Raw genomic sequence first — 15,641 nt, 5'->3', positions numbered from 1 at the left:
TGCCGTGCTGTCCGGCGTCGGCTCAGTTGAACTGGGCGAACGCCTTCCAGCCCTTGTCGAGGTGGGTACGGCCGGCGAAGGCGCCGGTGCCACCGTTGCCGGTGCCGCGGTAGAGCCACATGTCGCCGTTGTAGTCGCGGGCGACGAGGTCGGCGCGGCCGTCGCCGGTCAGGTCACCGGCCACGGCGATGCCGCTGTAGCCGTTCCAGCCGCCGCTGTACCACTCGCGGGCGCCGAACGGGGCCGAGGCGTTGCCGGTGCCCTTGTAGAGGTACAGGTGCCCGTCGTGCGACTGGGCCACGAGGTCGGCGCGGCCGTCGCCGTTGATGTCGCCGCCGCCGGCCAGGGTCTTGTACGCGTTCCAGCCCGGGCCGACCAGGACCGGCTTGCCGAACCAGCCGCCGGTTCCGTTGCCGGGGTTCAGCAGCAGGTTGCCCCAGGTGTCACGGCTCAGCAGGTCGCCCTTGCCGTCGCCGTTCAGGTCGCCGGGGCCGACCACCAGGTTGGTGTTCGGGAGGGTGCCGACGCTGTTCCCGGTGACGGAGTTGAACAGGGCGGATCCGGTCCAGGAGAGCTTGGTCGCCTGGTTCGACCTGTCCAGGCCGGTGGCGTTCACCAGGGTGCGGCCGGAGTTCCAGGGGAAGTCGTAGGCCACGGGCGGGGAGAAGAACAGGCCGTCGGCCCGGTTGACGTACTCCCGGACCTCGTTCGCCCCGGTGACGGCGGTCACGCTGTGCTTGCCAAAGACCGGCGTCACACCCGAGTTGACGATGGCATCGTCGATCGTCCATCCGCCGCCGAGCTTCTGCCGGGCGCCGAACTTGCCACCGCCCAGGGACGCGTAGCCGTACAGCTCGCCGTTGTGCTGGACACCGTAGATGTCGGCCTTGCCGTCACCGGACTGGTCGTCCATGGCGACGATCTTGTTGTAGATGTTCCAGCCGCCGCCGACCTTGACGCGGCCCTTGAACGGGGCGGTGGTGGAGCCGGTGCCCTTGTAGTACCAGAGGTTGCCGCCGAGGTCCTTCGCGAGGAGGTCGGCGATACCGTCGGCGTCGAGGTCGTTGGCGCCGATGACCTGGTCGTAGGCGCCCCAGCCGCCGCCGACCTTGACCCGGCCGCCGAAGGGGTTGCCGGTGGCCGAGCCGGTGGCGCGGTAGAGGTAGAGGTCGCCGGAGGGCGTGCGGGCGAGCAGGTCGCCACGGCCGTCCTTGGTGAGGTCGCCGGCGGCGATCAGCTTGTTGTAGATCTGCCAGCCCGTGCCGGTCCAGGTCGCGGCCTGGGTACCGGTGCCGTACGCCTGGTGCATGGCCAGACGGCCGTCCGCGTGCCACAGCAGGAGCTCGGTGCCCCAGCCGCCGCGGATGTTGCCGAGCGCGATCATGTCCCGGGAGATCTCGGTCGACTCACCCGAGACCTTGTAGTCGCTGACCTGGTCCGTCTTGGTCTGCAGAGCCCCGGTCGCCCCGAAGTGGTTCCGGAACATGAAGTCGGACAGGCCGTCCCCGTCCAGGTCCAGACGCGGCTTCGCCTTCTTGAAGGCGAAGGTGCTCTTGCCCGGAGCACCGGAGCCGGCGAGACCGGCCGCCGTACGGTCCTGCTTCGAGGCAGCGGCGGCGGCAGCGGACGCCTTGGGCGCGGCCGGCTCGCCGGCGGCGAAGGCCGGGCCCGCCGACAGCAGGGTGCCCGCCGCGAGAGCGAAGGCGGTGCAGGCCGCGATGCGGCCCGGGCGCTGGGAGCGCGATGAAGACAAAGGTTTCCCCCTGGATCAGGCGAAACCGGGCGGGCGTCGACACGCAGGGCGCGGCCTCGGACAGGCGCGCGGCAATCGAGAATTCCCCCCGGAAAGTAATCGAAGGCTATCCAGGGGGCAGCTGAGGCAGAAGGGGTTACCCGTACAACCTTTCGGCGCCCCGCGCGTCAGATCCCGCACCACCCCCGGGCCGTGCGCGGCGGCCACCCCGCCCGGCCCCGCCCGCGCTCAGTTCTTCCGGTGCCCCACCAGCCGCGGCTTCGCCTCCAGCCCGTCCAGCCCGTGCCAGGCCAGATTCACCAGATGCGCCGCCACCTCCGCCTTCTTCGGACGGCGGGTCTCCAGCCACCACTGCCCCGTCAGCGCCACCATGCCCACCAGCGCCTGCGCGTACAACGGCGCCAGCTTCGGATCAAAGCCCCGCGCCTTGAACTCCAGCCCCAGGATGTCCTCGACCTGCGTCGCGATGTCGCTGATCAGCGAAGCGAACGTACCCGTCGACTGCGCCACCGGCGAGTCCCGGACCAGGATCCGGAACCCGTCCGTATAGCTCTCGATGTAGTCCAGCAGCGCGAACGCGGCCTGTTCCAGCAGCTCCCGCGGATGCCCGGCGGTCAGCGCCCCCGTCACGCCCTCCAGCAGCTGCCGCATCTCCCGGTCCACCACGACCGCGTACAGGCCTTCCTTGCCGCCGAAGTGCTCGTACACCACCGGCTTGGACACCCCGGCCTTCGCCGCGATCTCCTCCACCGAGGTGCCCTCGAAGCCCTTCTCCGCGAACAGCGCACGACCGATGTCCAGCAGCTGCTGACGACGCTCCGCGCCCGTCATCCGGACCCGGCGCCCACGCCTGGGTTTGTCACTGCTGGAAGTGCTGCCGTCGATCGCCACATCCCCCATCATGCCGCGTTCGCCGTGTTTCCCCTGCGCCGGGAGTCGATCCGGGATCCCGACGGCCAGCGCACGTCACTCGCCCACCCCAGCACCTCGAACCACCGGATCAGCCGCGCACTCGAATCCACCTGCCCCCGCAGCACCCCGTGCCGCGCCGACGTCGGATCCGCATGGTGCAGGTTGTGCCAGGACTCGCCACACGACAGCACCGCCAGCCACCACACGTTCCCCGACCGGTCCCGCGACCGGAACGGCCGCCTGCCCACCGCATGACAGATCGAATTGATCGACCAGGTCACATGGTGCAGCAGCGCCACGCGCACCAGCGAACCCCAGAAGAACGCCGTGAACGCACCCCACCAGGACATCGTCACCAGACCGCCCACCAGCGGCGGCACCGCCAGCGACAGCACCGTCCAGAACACGAAGTCACGACTGATCCGGCGGATCACCGGATCCTTGATCAGATCGGGCGCGTACTTCTGCTGATCGGTCTGCTCCTCGTCGAACAGCCACCCGATGTGCGCCCACCACAACCCCTTCAGCAGCGCGGGCACCGACTCCCCGAACCGCCACGGCGAATGCGGATCACCCTCCGCGTCCGAGAACCTGTGGTGCTTCCGGTGATCCGCCACCCACCGCACCAGCGGCCCCTCCACCGCCATCGACCCGGCGACCGCCAGCGCGATCCGCAACGGCCGCCCCGCCTTGAACGACCCGTGCGTGAAGTAACGGTGGAAACCGACCGTGATCCCGTGACAGGTCAGGAAGTACATCGACACCATCAGGCCCACATCCAGCCAGCTCACCCCCCAGCCCCAGGCCAGCGGCACCGCCGCGGACAACGCCACGAACGGCACCGTGATGAACAGGAGCAACGCGATCTGCTCCACCGAGCGCTTCGTCTCCCCGCCGCGGGTCGCGGACAGCTGCGGCCCGCCGGCCGCCTCCGGAGCGTCATCGATCAGATCCGGCAGATCAGGGCTGAGGGTCATGGGAGTCCCTGAGGGGTGAGAGGTGAGGGGTCCGCAGGCACCCAGGTTACGGCTGCGTAACCTACGGCAACGTAAGTATGGCAGCGCGCGGCCCCCCGGCAAGACCACCGACGCCGCGTCCGCTACACGGACAGCCTGCCGGTCCATCCGACCGGTCCACCTATCCTTGGTCCGTCGGACAGCGCGGTCCGCCCCAGTAGCGACGCTCGAAACACTGCAAGGAGCCGCACCTGTGAGCAGTGCTGACCAGCCCACCCCCAACGCAGAGCTGCGCGCGGACATCCGCCGCCTCGGCGATCTCCTCGGCGAGACCCTCGTCCGCCAGGAAGGCCAGGAACTCCTCGACCTCGTCGAACAAGTGCGCGCCCTCACGCGCACCGACGGCGAAGCCGCCGCCGACCTCCTCGGCAACACCGACCTGGAGACCGCCGCCAAGCTCGTACGGGCCTTCTCCACCTACTTCCACCTCGCCAACGTCACCGAACAGGTACACCGCGGCAAGGAACTCCGCGCGCACCGCGCCGCAGAAGGCGGCCTCCTCGCCCGCACCGCGGACATGCTCAAGGACGCCGACCCCGACCACCTCCGCGAGACGGTCAAGAACCTCAACGTCCGCCCCGTCTTCACCGCCCACCCCACCGAGGCAGCCCGGCGCAGCGTGCTGGGCAAGCTGCGCCGCATCGCCACCCTCCTGGAAGAGCCCGTCGCCGGCACCGGCGACCGCCGCCGCCACGACCTCCGGCTCGCCGAGCACATCGACCTCATCTGGCAGACCGACGAACTCCGCGTCGTCCGGCCCGAACCCGCCGACGAGGCCCGCAACGCCATCTACTACCTCGACGAGCTCCACGCCGGCGCCGTCGGCGACGTCCTCGAAGACCTCGCCGCCGAACTCCAGCGCGTGGGCGTCGAACTCCCCACCGGCACCCGCCCCCTCACCTTCGGCACCTGGATCGGCGGCGACCGCGACGGCAACCCCAACGTCACCCCCGAGGTGACCCGCGAGGTGCTGATCCTCCAGCACGAACACGGCATCCGCGACGCCCTCGAACTCATCGACTTCCTGCGCTCGCTGCTGTCGAACTCCATCCGCTACACCGGAGCCACCGAGGAACTCCTCGCCTCCCTCCAGGCCGACCTCGAACGCCTCCCCGAGATCAGCCCCCGCTACAAGCGCCTCAACGCCGAAGAGCCCTACCGCCTCAAGGTCACCTGCATCCGGGAGAAGCTCCTCAACACCCGCCGCCGCCTCGCCCAGGGCACCGCCCACGAAGAAGGCCGCGACTACCTCGGCACCGCCGAACTCCTCACCGACCTCACCATCGTCCAGACCTCCCTGCGCGAACACCGCGGCGGCCTCCTGGCAGACGGCCGGATGGACCGCACCATCCGCACCCTCGCCGCCTTCGGCCTCCAGCTCGCCACCATGGACGTACGCGAACACGCCGACGCCCACCACCACGCCCTCGGCCAGCTCTTCGACCGGCTCGGCGAGGAATCCTGGCGCTACGCCGACATGCCCCGCGACTACCGGCAGAAGCTCCTCGCCAAGGAACTCCGCTCCCGCCGCCCCCTCGCCCCCACCCCGGCACCCCTCGACGCCGCAGGCGCCAAGACCCTCGGCGTGTTCTCCGCCGTCAAGGACGCCTTCGAGAAGTTCGGCCCCGAAGTCATCGAGTCCTACATCATCTCGATGTGCCAGGGCGCCGACGACGTCTTCGCCGCCGCCGTCCTCGCCCGCGAAGCAGGCCTCTTCGACCTCCACGCCGGCTGGGCCAAGATCGGCATCGTGCCGCTCCTCGAAACCACCGACGAGCTCCGCGCCGCCGACGTCATCCTCGACGACATGCTCGCCGACCCCTCCTACCGCCGCCTGGTCTCCCTCCGAGGCGACGTCCAGGAGGTCATGCTCGGCTACTCCGACTCCTCCAAGTTCGGCGGCATCACCACCAGCCAGTGGGAGATCCACCGCGCCCAGCGCCGCCTCCGCGACGTCGCCCACCGCTACGGAGTACGCCTCCGCCTCTTCCACGGCCGCGGCGGCACCGTCGGCCGCGGCGGCGGCCCCTCCCACGACGCGATCCTCGCCCAGCCCTGGGGCACCCTCGAAGGCGAGATCAAGGTCACCGAACAGGGCGAGGTCATCTCCGACAAGTACCTCGTGCCCTCCCTGGCCCGCGAGAACCTCGAACTCACCGTGGCCGCCACCCTCCAGGCATCCGCCCTGCACACCGCACCCCGCCAGTCCCCCGACGCCCTCACCCGCTGGGACGCCGCCATGGACGTCGTCTCCGACGCCGCCCACGACGCCTACCGGCGCCTCGTCGAGGACCCCGACCTCCCCGCCTACTTCTTCGCCTCCACCCCCGTCGACCAGCTCGCCGACCTCCACCTCGGCTCCCGGCCCTCCCGCCGCCCCGACTCCGGCGCCGGCCTCGACGGCCTCCGCGCCATCCCCTGGGTGTTCGGCTGGACCCAGTCCCGGCAGATCGTCCCCGGCTGGTACGGCGTCGGCTCCGGCCTCAAGGCACTCCGCGAAGCCGGCCAGGAAGACGTCCTCGGCGAGATGGGCCAGAACTGGCACTTCTTCCGCAACTTCCTCTCCAACGTCGAAATGACGCTGGCCAAGACCGACCTGCGGATCGCCCGCCACTACGTCGACACCCTCGTCCCCGACGAGCTCAAGCACGTCTTCGACCTCATCCAGGCCGAACACGAGCTCACCGTCGCCGAGGTCCTCCGCATCACCGGCGGCGAGAAGCTCCTCGACTCCAACAAGGTCCTCCAGCAGACCTTCGCCGTCCGCGACGCCTACCTGGACCCCATCTCCTACCTCCAGGTCTCCCTCCTCGCCCGCCAGCGCGCGGCCGCAGCAGCCGGCGAACCCGCCGACCCGCTCCTCGGCCGCGCCCTGCTCCTCACCGTCAACGGCGTCGCCGCCGGCCTCCGCAACACCGGCTGACCCCACCCGCACGGCACACGGCAAAGGCCCCCGCACCGGAACACCGGTGCGGGGGCCTTCCCCGTGCCCACACGCGAAAACTCAGGAGTTGTACGCCGACTGCGCCCGCTCCAGACCCTCCAGCACCAGACACTCCACCGCGTCCGCCGACCGGTCCACGAACCAGTCCAGCTCCTTGCGCTCGGTGGAGGAAAAATCCTTCAGCACGAAATCCGCGACCTGCATCCGGCCCGGCGGACGGCCGATCCCGCACCGCACCCGGTGGTACTCCGCACCCATCGACTTCGTCATCGACTTCAGACCGTTGTGGCCGTTGTCCCCACCGCCCAGCTTCAGCCGCAGCGTCGCGTAATCGATGTCCAGCTCGTCGTGCACCGCGACGATCCGCTCCACCGGAACCTTGTAGAAGTCACGCAGCGCCGTCACCGGACCGCCCGACAGGTTCATGAACGACATCGGCTTCGCCAGCACCACCCGACGGTTCGCCGGCCCCGGAGGACCCATCCGGCCCTCCACCACCTGCGCCCGACCCGCCTTGTGCGCCTTGAACTTGCCGCCCATGCGCTCCGCCAGCAGGTCCACCACCATGAACCCGATGTTGTGGCGGTTGCCCGCGTACTCGCCACCGGGATTGCCCAAGCCCACGACCAGCCAGGGAGTCGTTGCGTCCGCCACGCCATCCGCCATCAGAAAAAACTCCTCGAACAAGGGACGACCGCCGTCCCGCTCCAGTGGAGCAGGACGGCGGTCGGTTGCACAAACAGCGAGCCGGGAGGATCAGGCCTCCGCGGACTCCTCGCCCTCGGCGGCCTCGGCGGCCGGCTCCTCGGCCTGCGCGGCCAGAACCTGCAGCACGACGGCCTCGGCCTCGGTCACCAGGGTGACACCGGCGGGCAGCTTGACGTCGGACGCCAGCACCGAAGCACCGGCCTCCAGGCCCTCCACCGACACGGTGACGGACTCGGGCAGGTGGGTGGCCTCGGCCTCGACCGAAAGGGTGTTCAGGACGTGCTCCAGCAGGTTGCCACCCGCAGCCAGCTCACCCTCGGTGACGACCGGAACCTCGACCGTGACCTTCTCGCCCTTGCGGACGGCCAGGAAGTCCACGTGGTCGATCGTGCGCTTGATCGGGTCCTTCTGGACGGCCTTGGGGATGACCAGCTCGGTGCCGTCGCCCGCGATGTCCAGGGAGATCAGGACGTTCGGGGTCTTCAGCGCCATGAACAGGCCGTGGCCCTCGACGGAGACGTGCTTCGGGTCCTGGCCGTGACCGTAGATGACGGCGGGGATCTGCGCGTTGCGACGGACCTCGCGGGCACCGCCCTTGCCGAAACGGGTGCGGAGCTCAGCGGAAAGCTTGACCTCGGACATGTTCACTCCTCGTGGGGTGACGAAAACGGACAGGGTCACCCGGCCACCAAACGGCCTGCTACGAAGAGCGCGTCGATAACGGAGCGCCACACAGAAGTGCGGCCTCCCTCGCCGAGCAACTTCACGAGTCTACCCGGCGCGGAGGCCGCACCTCAAAACGATCTAGCAGAACGTTTCCTCAAAGAGGAGAACGACTACTGCTGCTCCTCGAACAGCGAGGTCACCGAACCGTCCTCGAAGACCTCACGCACCGCACGCGCGATCATCGGAGCGATCGACAGCACCGTGATCTTGTCCAGCTCCAGATCCGACGGGTCCGGCAGCGTGTTCGTGAACACGAACTCGCTCACCTTCGAGTTCTTCAGACGGTCAGCCGCAGGGCCCGACAGGATGCCGTGCGTCGCCGTCACGATCACGTCCTCCGCGCCGTGCGCGAACAGCGCCTCGGCGGCGGCGCAGATCGTGCCACCCGTGTCGATCATGTCATCGACCAGCACACACACCCGGCCCTTGACCTCACCGACGACCTCGTGCACCGTCACCTGGTTCGCGACGTCCTTGTCACGCCGCTTGTGCACGATCGCCAGCGGCGCGTCCAGACGGTCACACCAGCGGTCCGCCACACGCACACGGCCCGCGTCCGGAGACACCACCGTCAGCTTCGAACGGTCCACCTTCGTGCCCACGTAGTCCGCCAGCACGTTCAGCGCCGACAGGTGATCGACCGGACCGTCGAAGAAGCCCTGGATCTGGTCCGTGTGCAGGTCCACCGTCAGGATCCGGTCCGCACCCGCCGTCTTCAGCAGATCCGCCACCAGACGCGCCGAGATCGGCTCACGGCCCTTGTGCTTCTTGTCCTGCCGCGCGTACCCGTACGACGGGACGATCACCGTGATGGAGCGGGCCGACGCACGCTTCAGCGCGTCGATCATGATCAGCTGCTCCATGACCCACTTGTTGATCGGAGCCGTGTGGCTCTGGATCACGAAGCAGTCAGCGCCACGGGCCGACTCCTCGAAACGAACGTAGATCTCACCGTTCGCGAAGTCGAAAGCCTTGGTCGGCACGAGGTCCACGCCCAGCTGGTGCGCAACCTCCTCGGCCAGCTCGGGGTGGGCGCGGCCGGAGAACAGCATCAGCTTCTTCTCGCCGGTCGTCTTGATCCCGGTCACAGCACAGTCTCCTCAGACGTGTTGAAAAGCACTCGCCCCCATGTGCGTCCGTCCCGCACACGGTGAGCCAGCCGAATTGCGTGCACGTACCACGGTACGCCGTCCCAGGCGTACCTGTTTCCGGTCAGTTGTCGGCCGAGTCCGAATCGCCCGCCGACTGAGCCGCCTGCGCAGCCGCACTTCCCGGACGCTTACGAGCCACCCAGCCCTCGATATTCCGCTGCTGGCCACGGGCCACGGCCAGCGCACCGGGCGGCACATCCTTCGTGATCACGGAGCCGGCGGCGGTGTACGCACCGTCCCCGATCGTGACGGGAGCCACAAACATGTTGTCCGAACCCGTCTTGCAATGTGAGCCAACGGTCGTGTGGTGCTTGTGCTCACCGTCGTAATTCACGAACACGCTCGCCGCGCCGATGTTCGTGTACTCACCGATCGTCGCGTCACCGACATAGGAGAGGTGCGGCACCTTCGTGCCCTCGCCGATCGTCGCGTTCTTCATCTCCACATACGTGCCGGCCTTGGCCTTCGTCCCCAGCACCGTGCCCGGACGCAGGTACGCGAACGGACCCACGCTCGCCGAATCCCCGACCACCGCACCGTCCGCGACCGTGTTGTCCACCCGCGCGCCCACACCCACCCGGGTGTCCTTCAGCCGCGTGTTCGGACCCACCTCGGCCCGCTCGCCCACGTGGGTGGCACCCAGCAGCTGCGTACCCGGGTGCACCACCGCGTCCTGGCCGAAAGTGACCGTCACGTCAACGAACGTGCTGCCCGGGTCGACCACCGTCACGCCCGCCAGCATGGCCTGCTCCAGCAGCCGCGCGTTCAGCAGCGCACGCGCCTCGGCCAGCTGCACCCGGTTGTTGATCCCGAGGATCTGGCGGTGGTCCGCGCCCACGGACGCACCCACCCGGTGCCCGGCCTCGCGCAGGATGCCCAGCACATCGGTGAGGTACTCCTCGCCCTGGCTGTTGTCCGTACGGACCTTCTTCAGCGCGTCGGCCAGCAGGGCGCCGTCGAACGCGAAGACCCCGGAGTTGATCTCCTTGATGGCCCGCTGGGCGTCGGTGGCGTCCTTGTGTTCGACGATCGCCTTCACGGCACCGGACTCGGAGTCGCGCACGATCCGGCCGTAGCCGGTGGAGTCCGGCACCTCGGCGGTCAGCACGGTGACGGCGTTGCCGTCGGCCTCGTGCGTGGCGGCGAGCTGCCGCAGGGTCTCGCCGGTCAGCAGCGGGGTGTCGCCGCAGACCACGATCACGGTCCCGTCGACACTGCCGCCGAGCTCCTCCAGGGCCATGCGGACGGCGTGCCCGGTGCCGTTCTGCTCGTACTGCACGGCGGTGCGGACCTCGGCGTCGATGCCGGCGAGGTGCTCCTGCACCTGCTCGCGGGCGTGCCCCACGACCACGACGAGGTGGGTGGGGTCCAGCTCGCGGGAGGCGGCGACGACGTGACCGACGAGCGACCGCCCGGAGATCTCGTGCAGGACCTTGGGAGTGGCCGACTTCATGCGGGTGCCCTCACCCGCTGCGAGTACGACGACGGCTGCCGGGCGGTTGGCGCTCACGGGTGTGCCCTTCGGCTTCGGGGGTGGACGCACGAAGGATACCGGGGCGTTAAGCGGCGTAAACGAGCGCGGGCCCCGACTGTTAAGTCAGGGCCCGTTGATGTGGTGCGCGGACTGGCTCCCGGAGAAGGATTCGAACCCTCATTCAATGGACCAAAACCATTTGTCCTGCCCTTAGACGATCCGGGATGGATCGCGCGCTATGTCCGATTCGGGTGATCGGCTTCGCGTGCAGCCCCTACTATGCCGCACCACCACCCTTCAATGCGACGGTAGAGATGAGCGCTTTGCCGTACGCGCACCACCAGGCATCCGCGGTACCCCTCGCCCGTGTTCTTCCGTACCGTCCTCGGGTTGTGGCGTTTCAGTGTCGTCTTGAACAGCTGCTCGACGTCGATTCCGATGAGGTCGGCCCAATACCGCTCTGCTGCACCAACGTGGGCGCTCTCGTGGATCATCACGCTGAAGCACAGCGAGTCGGGATCCACCTCCAGTAGGCGCAGCCAAGCGAGGAATGTCGCCACCATCCCCGGATCACTGTTGACGAATTGGACCTTCTCCCGTCGGTCGTACGGCTTGTCCTTGCCGCCCTCGGCCCAGTAGAGACCGACGCCGACCAGGAAGAGCTCCCGCGCAGACATCGCGCCGATCTCCTGGCGGGCGCCTTGTTTCGTTGCCTGCCGCTCGACGTCGCGCACGGCGAGTTCGTGCTCCCAGCGCCTTCGGCCGGCAAGTCTGGCCTGCTCGGCCGGTGTGCGGCGCTCGGGCTTGGGCAGGTCCCGCACCCAGAGGGAGATCGAGCTCTTCGAGCAGCCCAGCTCGACCTGGATCTCGTCGTAGGTCATGCCCTTGAGTCGGAGCTCGCGGGCGCGCTCGCGGAGGTCGTCCTTGGCGCGCGGGCGCTTCGTCCACTCGGGAGGTGGCTCTCCTTCGAGCAGGCGATTGAGGATGTCGTTGTTGTCCACGTGCAGGCGGTCGCGGATCTGGCGGCGGCTGAGGCCCTCGCGGCGGAGGGTCACGGCCTGGGTGCGCAGGCCTTCGAAGTCGGCGTATTTGCTCATGCCGCCAGGATCGTCCGGAATGTGGGATTCAGGTCTCGGTCCGTGGCTGGTTCAGTCGTCCGTGCGATTACCCCGGGGTTTGCCGGAATTCCGTTCGCGTGTGTGCAGGGGGTCTTCCGTAGGCTGGTCGGCATGACCAATACGGGGGAACGAGAAGGTGGAGAGGGGCGGGCGGGGCCCCTTTGGTGGGGGCGGCGGGGGCAGGCCGTCCTGGATGTGGGGCTGGGGGTGCTGTCCGCCGTCGAGTGCGGGTTCGAGGGGGTTCTGTTCGCGCGGGAGACGCATCTGCCGGCCGTGGTGGGGGTGCTGTTCGGGGTCGCGGTGGGGGCCACGCTCACGGTGCGCCGGCGGTGGCCGATCACCGTGGTGCTGGTGTCGCTGGCGACCTCGCCGGCGGCGATCGGGTTCCTGCTCGGGGTGGTGTCCCTCTACACGCTGGCCGCGAGCGAGGTGCCGCGGCGGATCACCGGGCTGCTGTCGGGGCTCTCGCTGCTCGCGACCTTCGCGGTGATGTACGTACGGACCGTGGGCGACGTGGAGGCGAGCGGCGCCTTCGTGGTGATGCTGTCCGCGTTCATAGCCGTGGCCCTGACCGCGCCGCCGGTGCTCTACGGCCTGTACCAGGGTGCGCGGCGGCGGCTCATGGAGAGTTTGCAGGAGCGTGCGGATTCGCTGGAGCGGGAGCTGGGGCTGCTCGCGGAGCGGGCCGAGGAGCGGGCGGAGTGGGCGCGCCGGGAGGAGCGGACGCGGATCGCCCGGGAGATGCACGACGTGGTGGCGCACCGGGTGTCGTTGATGGTGGTGCATGCGGCGGCGGTGCAGGCGGTGGCGTCGCGGGATCCGGAGAAGGCGGCGAAGAACGCGGCGCTGGTGGGGGACATGGGGCGGCAGGCGCTGACCGAGCTGCGGGAGATGCTCGGGGTGCTGCGGGCCGTGGAGAAGGTGGAGGAGCCGGTGGCGGTTGCGGCTGCTGCGGCTGCTGCGGGTGTGGCGGGTCTGGCCGGGGGGCCGGTGGTGGCGCTGGCGTCCGCTGTGGAGGAGGGGCCGACGATCGGGGAGCTGGAGGCCTTGGTCGGGCAGTCGCGGGCGGCCGGGATGGTGGTGGAGCTGGTGGTGCACGGGGAGGGTGCGGGGTATGCGGCCGTGGTGGAGCAGACGGCGTACCGGGTGGTGCAGGAGGCGTTGACCAATTGCCACAAGCATGCGCCGGGTGCGGAGGTCGTCGTGCGGCTGGCTCACCGGGGAGATGAGGTGGCGATGCAGGTGGAGAACGGTCCGGGGGACCGGGAGGCGGCGGGTGCCGGGTTGCCGAGCGGTGGCAACGGGCTCGTGGGGATGCGGGAGCGGGTGCTGGCGCTGGGCGGGGTGTTCGTGTCGGGGCCGACGGATGCCGGGGGTTTCCGGGTGTCGGCGGTGTTGCCCGGGGGTGTGGTGGCGGGCTGAGGGGCGGCGGGCCGGTGTCGGCCCGTGTCCGTTGCGGTCGGGCTGGGGCGGGCCCGGGTGGGGTCCGGGCTGCCGGGGTGGTCGGGCCGTGGTCAGGCCGGTGCTCGGGCCGTGGTCAGGCTGTGGTGAGGCGGGTGGGCTGGAGGCCGGTGAGGAGCACGGTGAGGGCTTCGTCGATGCTTCCGCCGAGGTACCAGTCGCCGGTGTGGTCGATGGAGTAGACGCGGCCGTCGGCGTCGAGGGCGAGGTGGGAGGCGCCGTCGGCTTCGACGCCGAGGGGGCAGAGCTGGGTGGAGAGGGCGCGTCCGAGGTCGGCGAAGGTGCGGGCGAGGTGGAGCCCGGTGAGGGGGTCGAGGCGGACCGGGGTGGGCGCTATCTGCCGGCCGGGTCCGGGGGCGGTGATGGTGAGGCCGCCGAATTCGGCCCAGGCTTCGACGGCCGCGGGGAAGACGGTGTGGCGGTGGCCGGCCGGGGTGGTGTGGTCGCGGAGGGCGTCGGCCCAGTATTCGGCTTGCTTGATGTCCCAGCGGCCGGGTTGCCAGCCGGCGGTGCGCAGGGCGGAGTCCACCGTCGCGGGGAAGCGGGTGGCGGAGGACCGGTCGTATGAGGCGGAGGCGGCAGAGGTGGCGGTCATCGCTTCTCGGGCTGGGTGAGGTCGACGGGGCGGACGCCGAAGTGGGCGAGGAGGGCGTCGCAGGAGCGGCAGGGCGGGGCGTAGCTGCCGTGGAGGGGGTCGCCGTCCTCGCGGATGCGGCGGGCGGTGATGCGGGCGTTCTTGAGGGAGCGGCGGGCTTCGCTGGGGGTGAGGGGTTTGCGGGAGGCGCGTTTGCTGCGGGCGCCTTCGACGTTGGTGAGGTGGCGGGAGAGGAGGATGGCTTCGGGGCAGCGGCCGGTGAAGCGTTCCCGCTGGCCGCTGGTGAGGGTGTCGAGGAAGTCCTGGACGAGTGGGTGGAGGGTGGGTGGCCGGTCGCCCTTGCCGGCGGTGCCGGTGAGGGTTTCGCCGCGGACGGAGAGGGCTGCGGCCACGGTGGGGAGGATGCCGTCGCGGCGGAACCGGAGGGCGGGTGTGGCGTTGCCGTCGGTGCTGCTCCAGCGGAGTCGGGGGTCGCCGGAGGTGGCCGTGGGGCCGTCTGACGGTCCGTTCCGTGTTGCCGTGTTGTGCATGTCGAGTTTTTCCTCCCGTGGCGGCGGTGGTGTCCGCCGTCGCGTACGCCGCCGTGCCGAGGGGACAGCCTGCCAAATGTCCTCATGGGTGTGGAAGCGGGGTCGAATATTCGTATCAATTCGGGTGTTCCGGGGCGCGTGGCAGGGGTGGGGGTCGGGGGAGGCGAGGGCTCTTGCGGGACCGCATAGGCTGTGGTGAACCAGCCAGATCCAGCAGGGGGCTACCGCCATGACGACAGGTCGGCTCGGGCAGCAGGCCGCGCCACCCAACGCCGCGTACGCCGGGCAGGTCGTGCACTTCCCGGACCCGGTCCGGGCTGCCCGGCATGCTCAGGGTGTCCGGATGGACGGCAACGGGCATCCCGACTTCGCGCCGTACGCGCGTGCGGCGGTGGAGATCGCCGAGCCGCCGGAGGGTTTCGGTGTCGATGAGCTGCGGCTGACGGACTACGTGTCGGCGAACGCGGCGATGCGGGCGGCGGGGCACGAGCTGTGGGACACGGTGGGTCCGGTGGCGACTCCGCACGGGTGGACCTGGCATCACGTGTCGGGGACGCGGCGGCTGGAGCTGGTTCCGGTGGAGGTGAAGGCGCTGCTGCGGCATCACGCGGGTCTGGCGACGGCTCCGGTGGATCACGAGAAGCGTGGGACGCGGCCGTTGCAGGAGGTGCGCCCGGTGCACATGGGGCTGCCGAAGTCGGTGGTGTCGGTGTCGGAGCAGCAGGTGCAGGGGGTCGAGGAGGACCTGGGGTACCGGTTGCCGGAGGCGTACCGGTCTTTCCTGAAGGCGGCGGGCGGTTGTGCGCCGGTGGGTGTGGGTCTGGACGTGGACCTGGGGCTGCTGGTGGACCAGCCGTTCTTCACGGTGCGTGAGGAGGCGGCGGTCAATGACCTCGTCTACGTCAACAAGTGTCTGCGGGACCATCTGACGAAGGACTACCTGTGTGTGGGCTTCGCGCAGGGTGGTCTGATCGCGGTGAAGGTCAGGGGTGAGGGTGCCCCGGTCGGGTCGGTGTGGTTCTCGCCGTACGACGACGCGCGTGACCGGGACGGTTGGTCCGTCCAGGAGCGGGTGGAGCGGCTGCTGCTGCCGTTGGGCGTGGATTTCGACTCCTTCCTGGAGCGACTGGCCGGTAATCCGGCGGAGTTGGAGACGGTGGCCGGTCTGATGGTGGACGGCGGATTCGCACGCTCGGTTCCCGTGGCGGGGCCGGGTGGTCCGGTGTCGGCTTCGTCGGTGGAGGGGTGAGTCG

At 69.7% G+C, this 15,641-nt stretch carries 13 protein-coding genes and 1 tRNA gene; 3 read left to right on the top strand and 11 right to left on the bottom strand.

Translation table 11 applies throughout. The features are described 5' to 3' along the window. Window positions 1-22: 22 nt before the first annotated feature. From ACGFQ9_RS10430 to ACGFQ9_RS10420, 3 genes are all read right to left on the bottom strand, one after another. Complete coding sequence (locus ACGFQ9_RS10430; RefSeq protein WP_393573218.1) at window positions 23-1,753, bottom strand: FG-GAP repeat domain-containing protein; 1,731 nt, start codon at window positions 1,751-1,753, stop codon at window positions 23-25. A gap of 228 nt (window positions 1,754-1,981) precedes the next feature. Continuing rightward, window positions 1,982-2,656 (bottom strand): TetR family transcriptional regulator, encoded by a 675-nt coding sequence (locus ACGFQ9_RS10425; protein WP_393573216.1) that lies wholly within the window; start codon window positions 2,654-2,656, stop codon window positions 1,982-1,984. Beyond that, the gene (locus tag ACGFQ9_RS10420; protein ID WP_393573214.1) at window positions 2,653-3,642 is read right to left on the bottom strand and encodes an acyl-CoA desaturase; all 990 of its coding nucleotides are present in this window, start codon (window positions 3,640-3,642) and stop codon (window positions 2,653-2,655) included. Before ACGFQ9_RS10420 ends, ACGFQ9_RS10425 begins: the two co-directional genes overlap by 4 nt. A gap of 232 nt (window positions 3,643-3,874) precedes the next feature. On the opposite strand from ACGFQ9_RS10420, the gene ppc reads away from it, so the two are divergent. Further along, entirely contained in the window at window positions 3,875-6,604 is a 2,730-nt protein-coding gene (ppc, locus tag ACGFQ9_RS10415; RefSeq protein ID WP_393573212.1) for a phosphoenolpyruvate carboxylase, read from the top strand. Between the two features lie 81 nt (window positions 6,605-6,685). On the opposite strand, the gene pth is transcribed toward ppc, so the two are convergent. From pth to ACGFQ9_RS10385, 6 genes are all read right to left on the bottom strand, one after another. After that, window positions 6,686-7,291, bottom strand: a complete 606-nt coding sequence (gene pth, locus ACGFQ9_RS10410; protein ID WP_393573210.1) for an aminoacyl-tRNA hydrolase — start codon at window positions 7,289-7,291, stop codon at window positions 6,686-6,688. A 90-nt stretch (window positions 7,292-7,381) separates the two neighbouring features. Continuing rightward, a complete protein-coding gene (locus tag ACGFQ9_RS10405) occupies window positions 7,382-7,975 on the bottom strand; it encodes a 50S ribosomal protein L25/general stress protein Ctc (RefSeq protein ID WP_393573208.1) in 594 nt (197 codons plus the stop codon). A gap of 194 nt (window positions 7,976-8,169) precedes the next feature. Then, a complete protein-coding gene (locus ACGFQ9_RS10400; RefSeq protein WP_393573206.1) occupies window positions 8,170-9,147 on the bottom strand; it encodes a ribose-phosphate diphosphokinase in 978 nt (325 codons plus the stop codon). A 124-nt stretch (window positions 9,148-9,271) separates the two neighbouring features. Beyond that, window positions 9,272-10,720, bottom strand: a complete 1,449-nt coding sequence (gene glmU / locus ACGFQ9_RS10395) for a bifunctional UDP-N-acetylglucosamine diphosphorylase/glucosamine-1-phosphate N-acetyltransferase GlmU (RefSeq protein WP_393573204.1) — start codon at window positions 10,718-10,720, stop codon at window positions 9,272-9,274. A 115-nt stretch (window positions 10,721-10,835) separates the two neighbouring features. After that, window positions 10,836-10,909 (bottom strand) — tRNA-Gln (locus ACGFQ9_RS10390). A gap of 11 nt (window positions 10,910-10,920) precedes the next feature. Next, on the bottom strand, window positions 10,921-11,781 hold the full coding sequence (locus tag ACGFQ9_RS10385; protein ID WP_393573203.1) for a hypothetical protein: 861 nt from the start codon (window positions 11,779-11,781) through the stop codon (window positions 10,921-10,923). Between the two features lie 132 nt (window positions 11,782-11,913). On the opposite strand from ACGFQ9_RS10385, the gene ACGFQ9_RS10380 reads away from it, so the two are divergent. After that, window positions 11,914-13,224, top strand: coding sequence for a sensor histidine kinase (locus ACGFQ9_RS10380; RefSeq protein WP_393573201.1), 1,311 nt, complete (start codon window positions 11,914-11,916; stop codon window positions 13,222-13,224). Between the two features lie 115 nt (window positions 13,225-13,339). Here ACGFQ9_RS10380 and ACGFQ9_RS10375 read toward each other — a convergent pair whose 3' ends face one another. Both ACGFQ9_RS10375 and ACGFQ9_RS10370 read right to left on the bottom strand, forming a co-directional pair. Further along, entirely contained in the window at window positions 13,340-13,858 is a 519-nt protein-coding gene (locus ACGFQ9_RS10375) for an SUKH-3 domain-containing protein (protein ID WP_393573199.1), read from the bottom strand. Continuing rightward, window positions 13,855-14,388: a YwqJ-related putative deaminase gene (locus tag ACGFQ9_RS10370; protein WP_393573197.1), complete on the bottom strand. Its 534-nt coding sequence runs from the start codon at window positions 14,386-14,388 to the stop codon at window positions 13,855-13,857. Before ACGFQ9_RS10370 ends, ACGFQ9_RS10375 begins: the two co-directional genes overlap by 4 nt. A gap of 229 nt (window positions 14,389-14,617) precedes the next feature. Here ACGFQ9_RS10370 and ACGFQ9_RS10365 point away from each other — a divergent pair, with 229 nt between their 5' ends. Beyond that, entirely contained in the window at window positions 14,618-15,637 is a 1,020-nt protein-coding gene (locus ACGFQ9_RS10365) for an SMI1/KNR4 family protein (protein ID WP_393573195.1), read from the top strand. Window positions 15,638-15,641: the final 4 nt, after the last annotated feature.

This window comes from Streptomyces sp. NPDC048603 (assembly GCF_043199475.1).
GTDB lineage: Bacteria > Actinomycetota > Actinomycetes > Streptomycetales > Streptomycetaceae > Streptomyces.
Note: the sequence above shows the minus strand (reverse complement) of the source record. Positions and strands in the feature narration are given on the sequence as shown.

Bases quoted from the DNA above. Each gene is read 5' to 3' on its own strand.
- ACGFQ9_RS10365 (WP_393573195.1), top strand. From the start codon at position 14,618: ATGACGACAGGTCGGCTCGGGCAGCAGGCCGCGCCACCCAACGCCGCG.
- pth (WP_393573210.1), bottom strand. From the start codon at position 7,291: ATGGCGGATGGCGTGGCGGACGCAACGACTCCCTGGCTGGTCGTGGGC.
- ACGFQ9_RS10405 (WP_393573208.1), bottom strand. From the start codon at position 7,975: ATGTCCGAGGTCAAGCTTTCCGCTGAGCTCCGCACCCGTTTCGGCAAG.
- ACGFQ9_RS10380 (WP_393573201.1), top strand. From the start codon at position 11,914: ATGACCAATACGGGGGAACGAGAAGGTGGAGAGGGGCGGGCGGGGCCC.
- ACGFQ9_RS10385 (WP_393573203.1), bottom strand. From the start codon at position 11,781: ATGAGCAAATACGCCGACTTCGAAGGCCTGCGCACCCAGGCCGTGACC.
- ACGFQ9_RS10375 (WP_393573199.1), bottom strand. From the start codon at position 13,858: ATGACCGCCACCTCTGCCGCCTCCGCCTCATACGACCGGTCCTCCGCC.
- ACGFQ9_RS10425 (WP_393573216.1), bottom strand. From the start codon at position 2,656: ATGATGGGGGATGTGGCGATCGACGGCAGCACTTCCAGCAGTGACAAA.
- ACGFQ9_RS10370 (WP_393573197.1), bottom strand. From the start codon at position 14,388: ATGCACAACACGGCAACACGGAACGGACCGTCAGACGGCCCCACGGCC.
- ACGFQ9_RS10420 (WP_393573214.1), bottom strand. From the start codon at position 3,642: ATGACCCTCAGCCCTGATCTGCCGGATCTGATCGATGACGCTCCGGAG.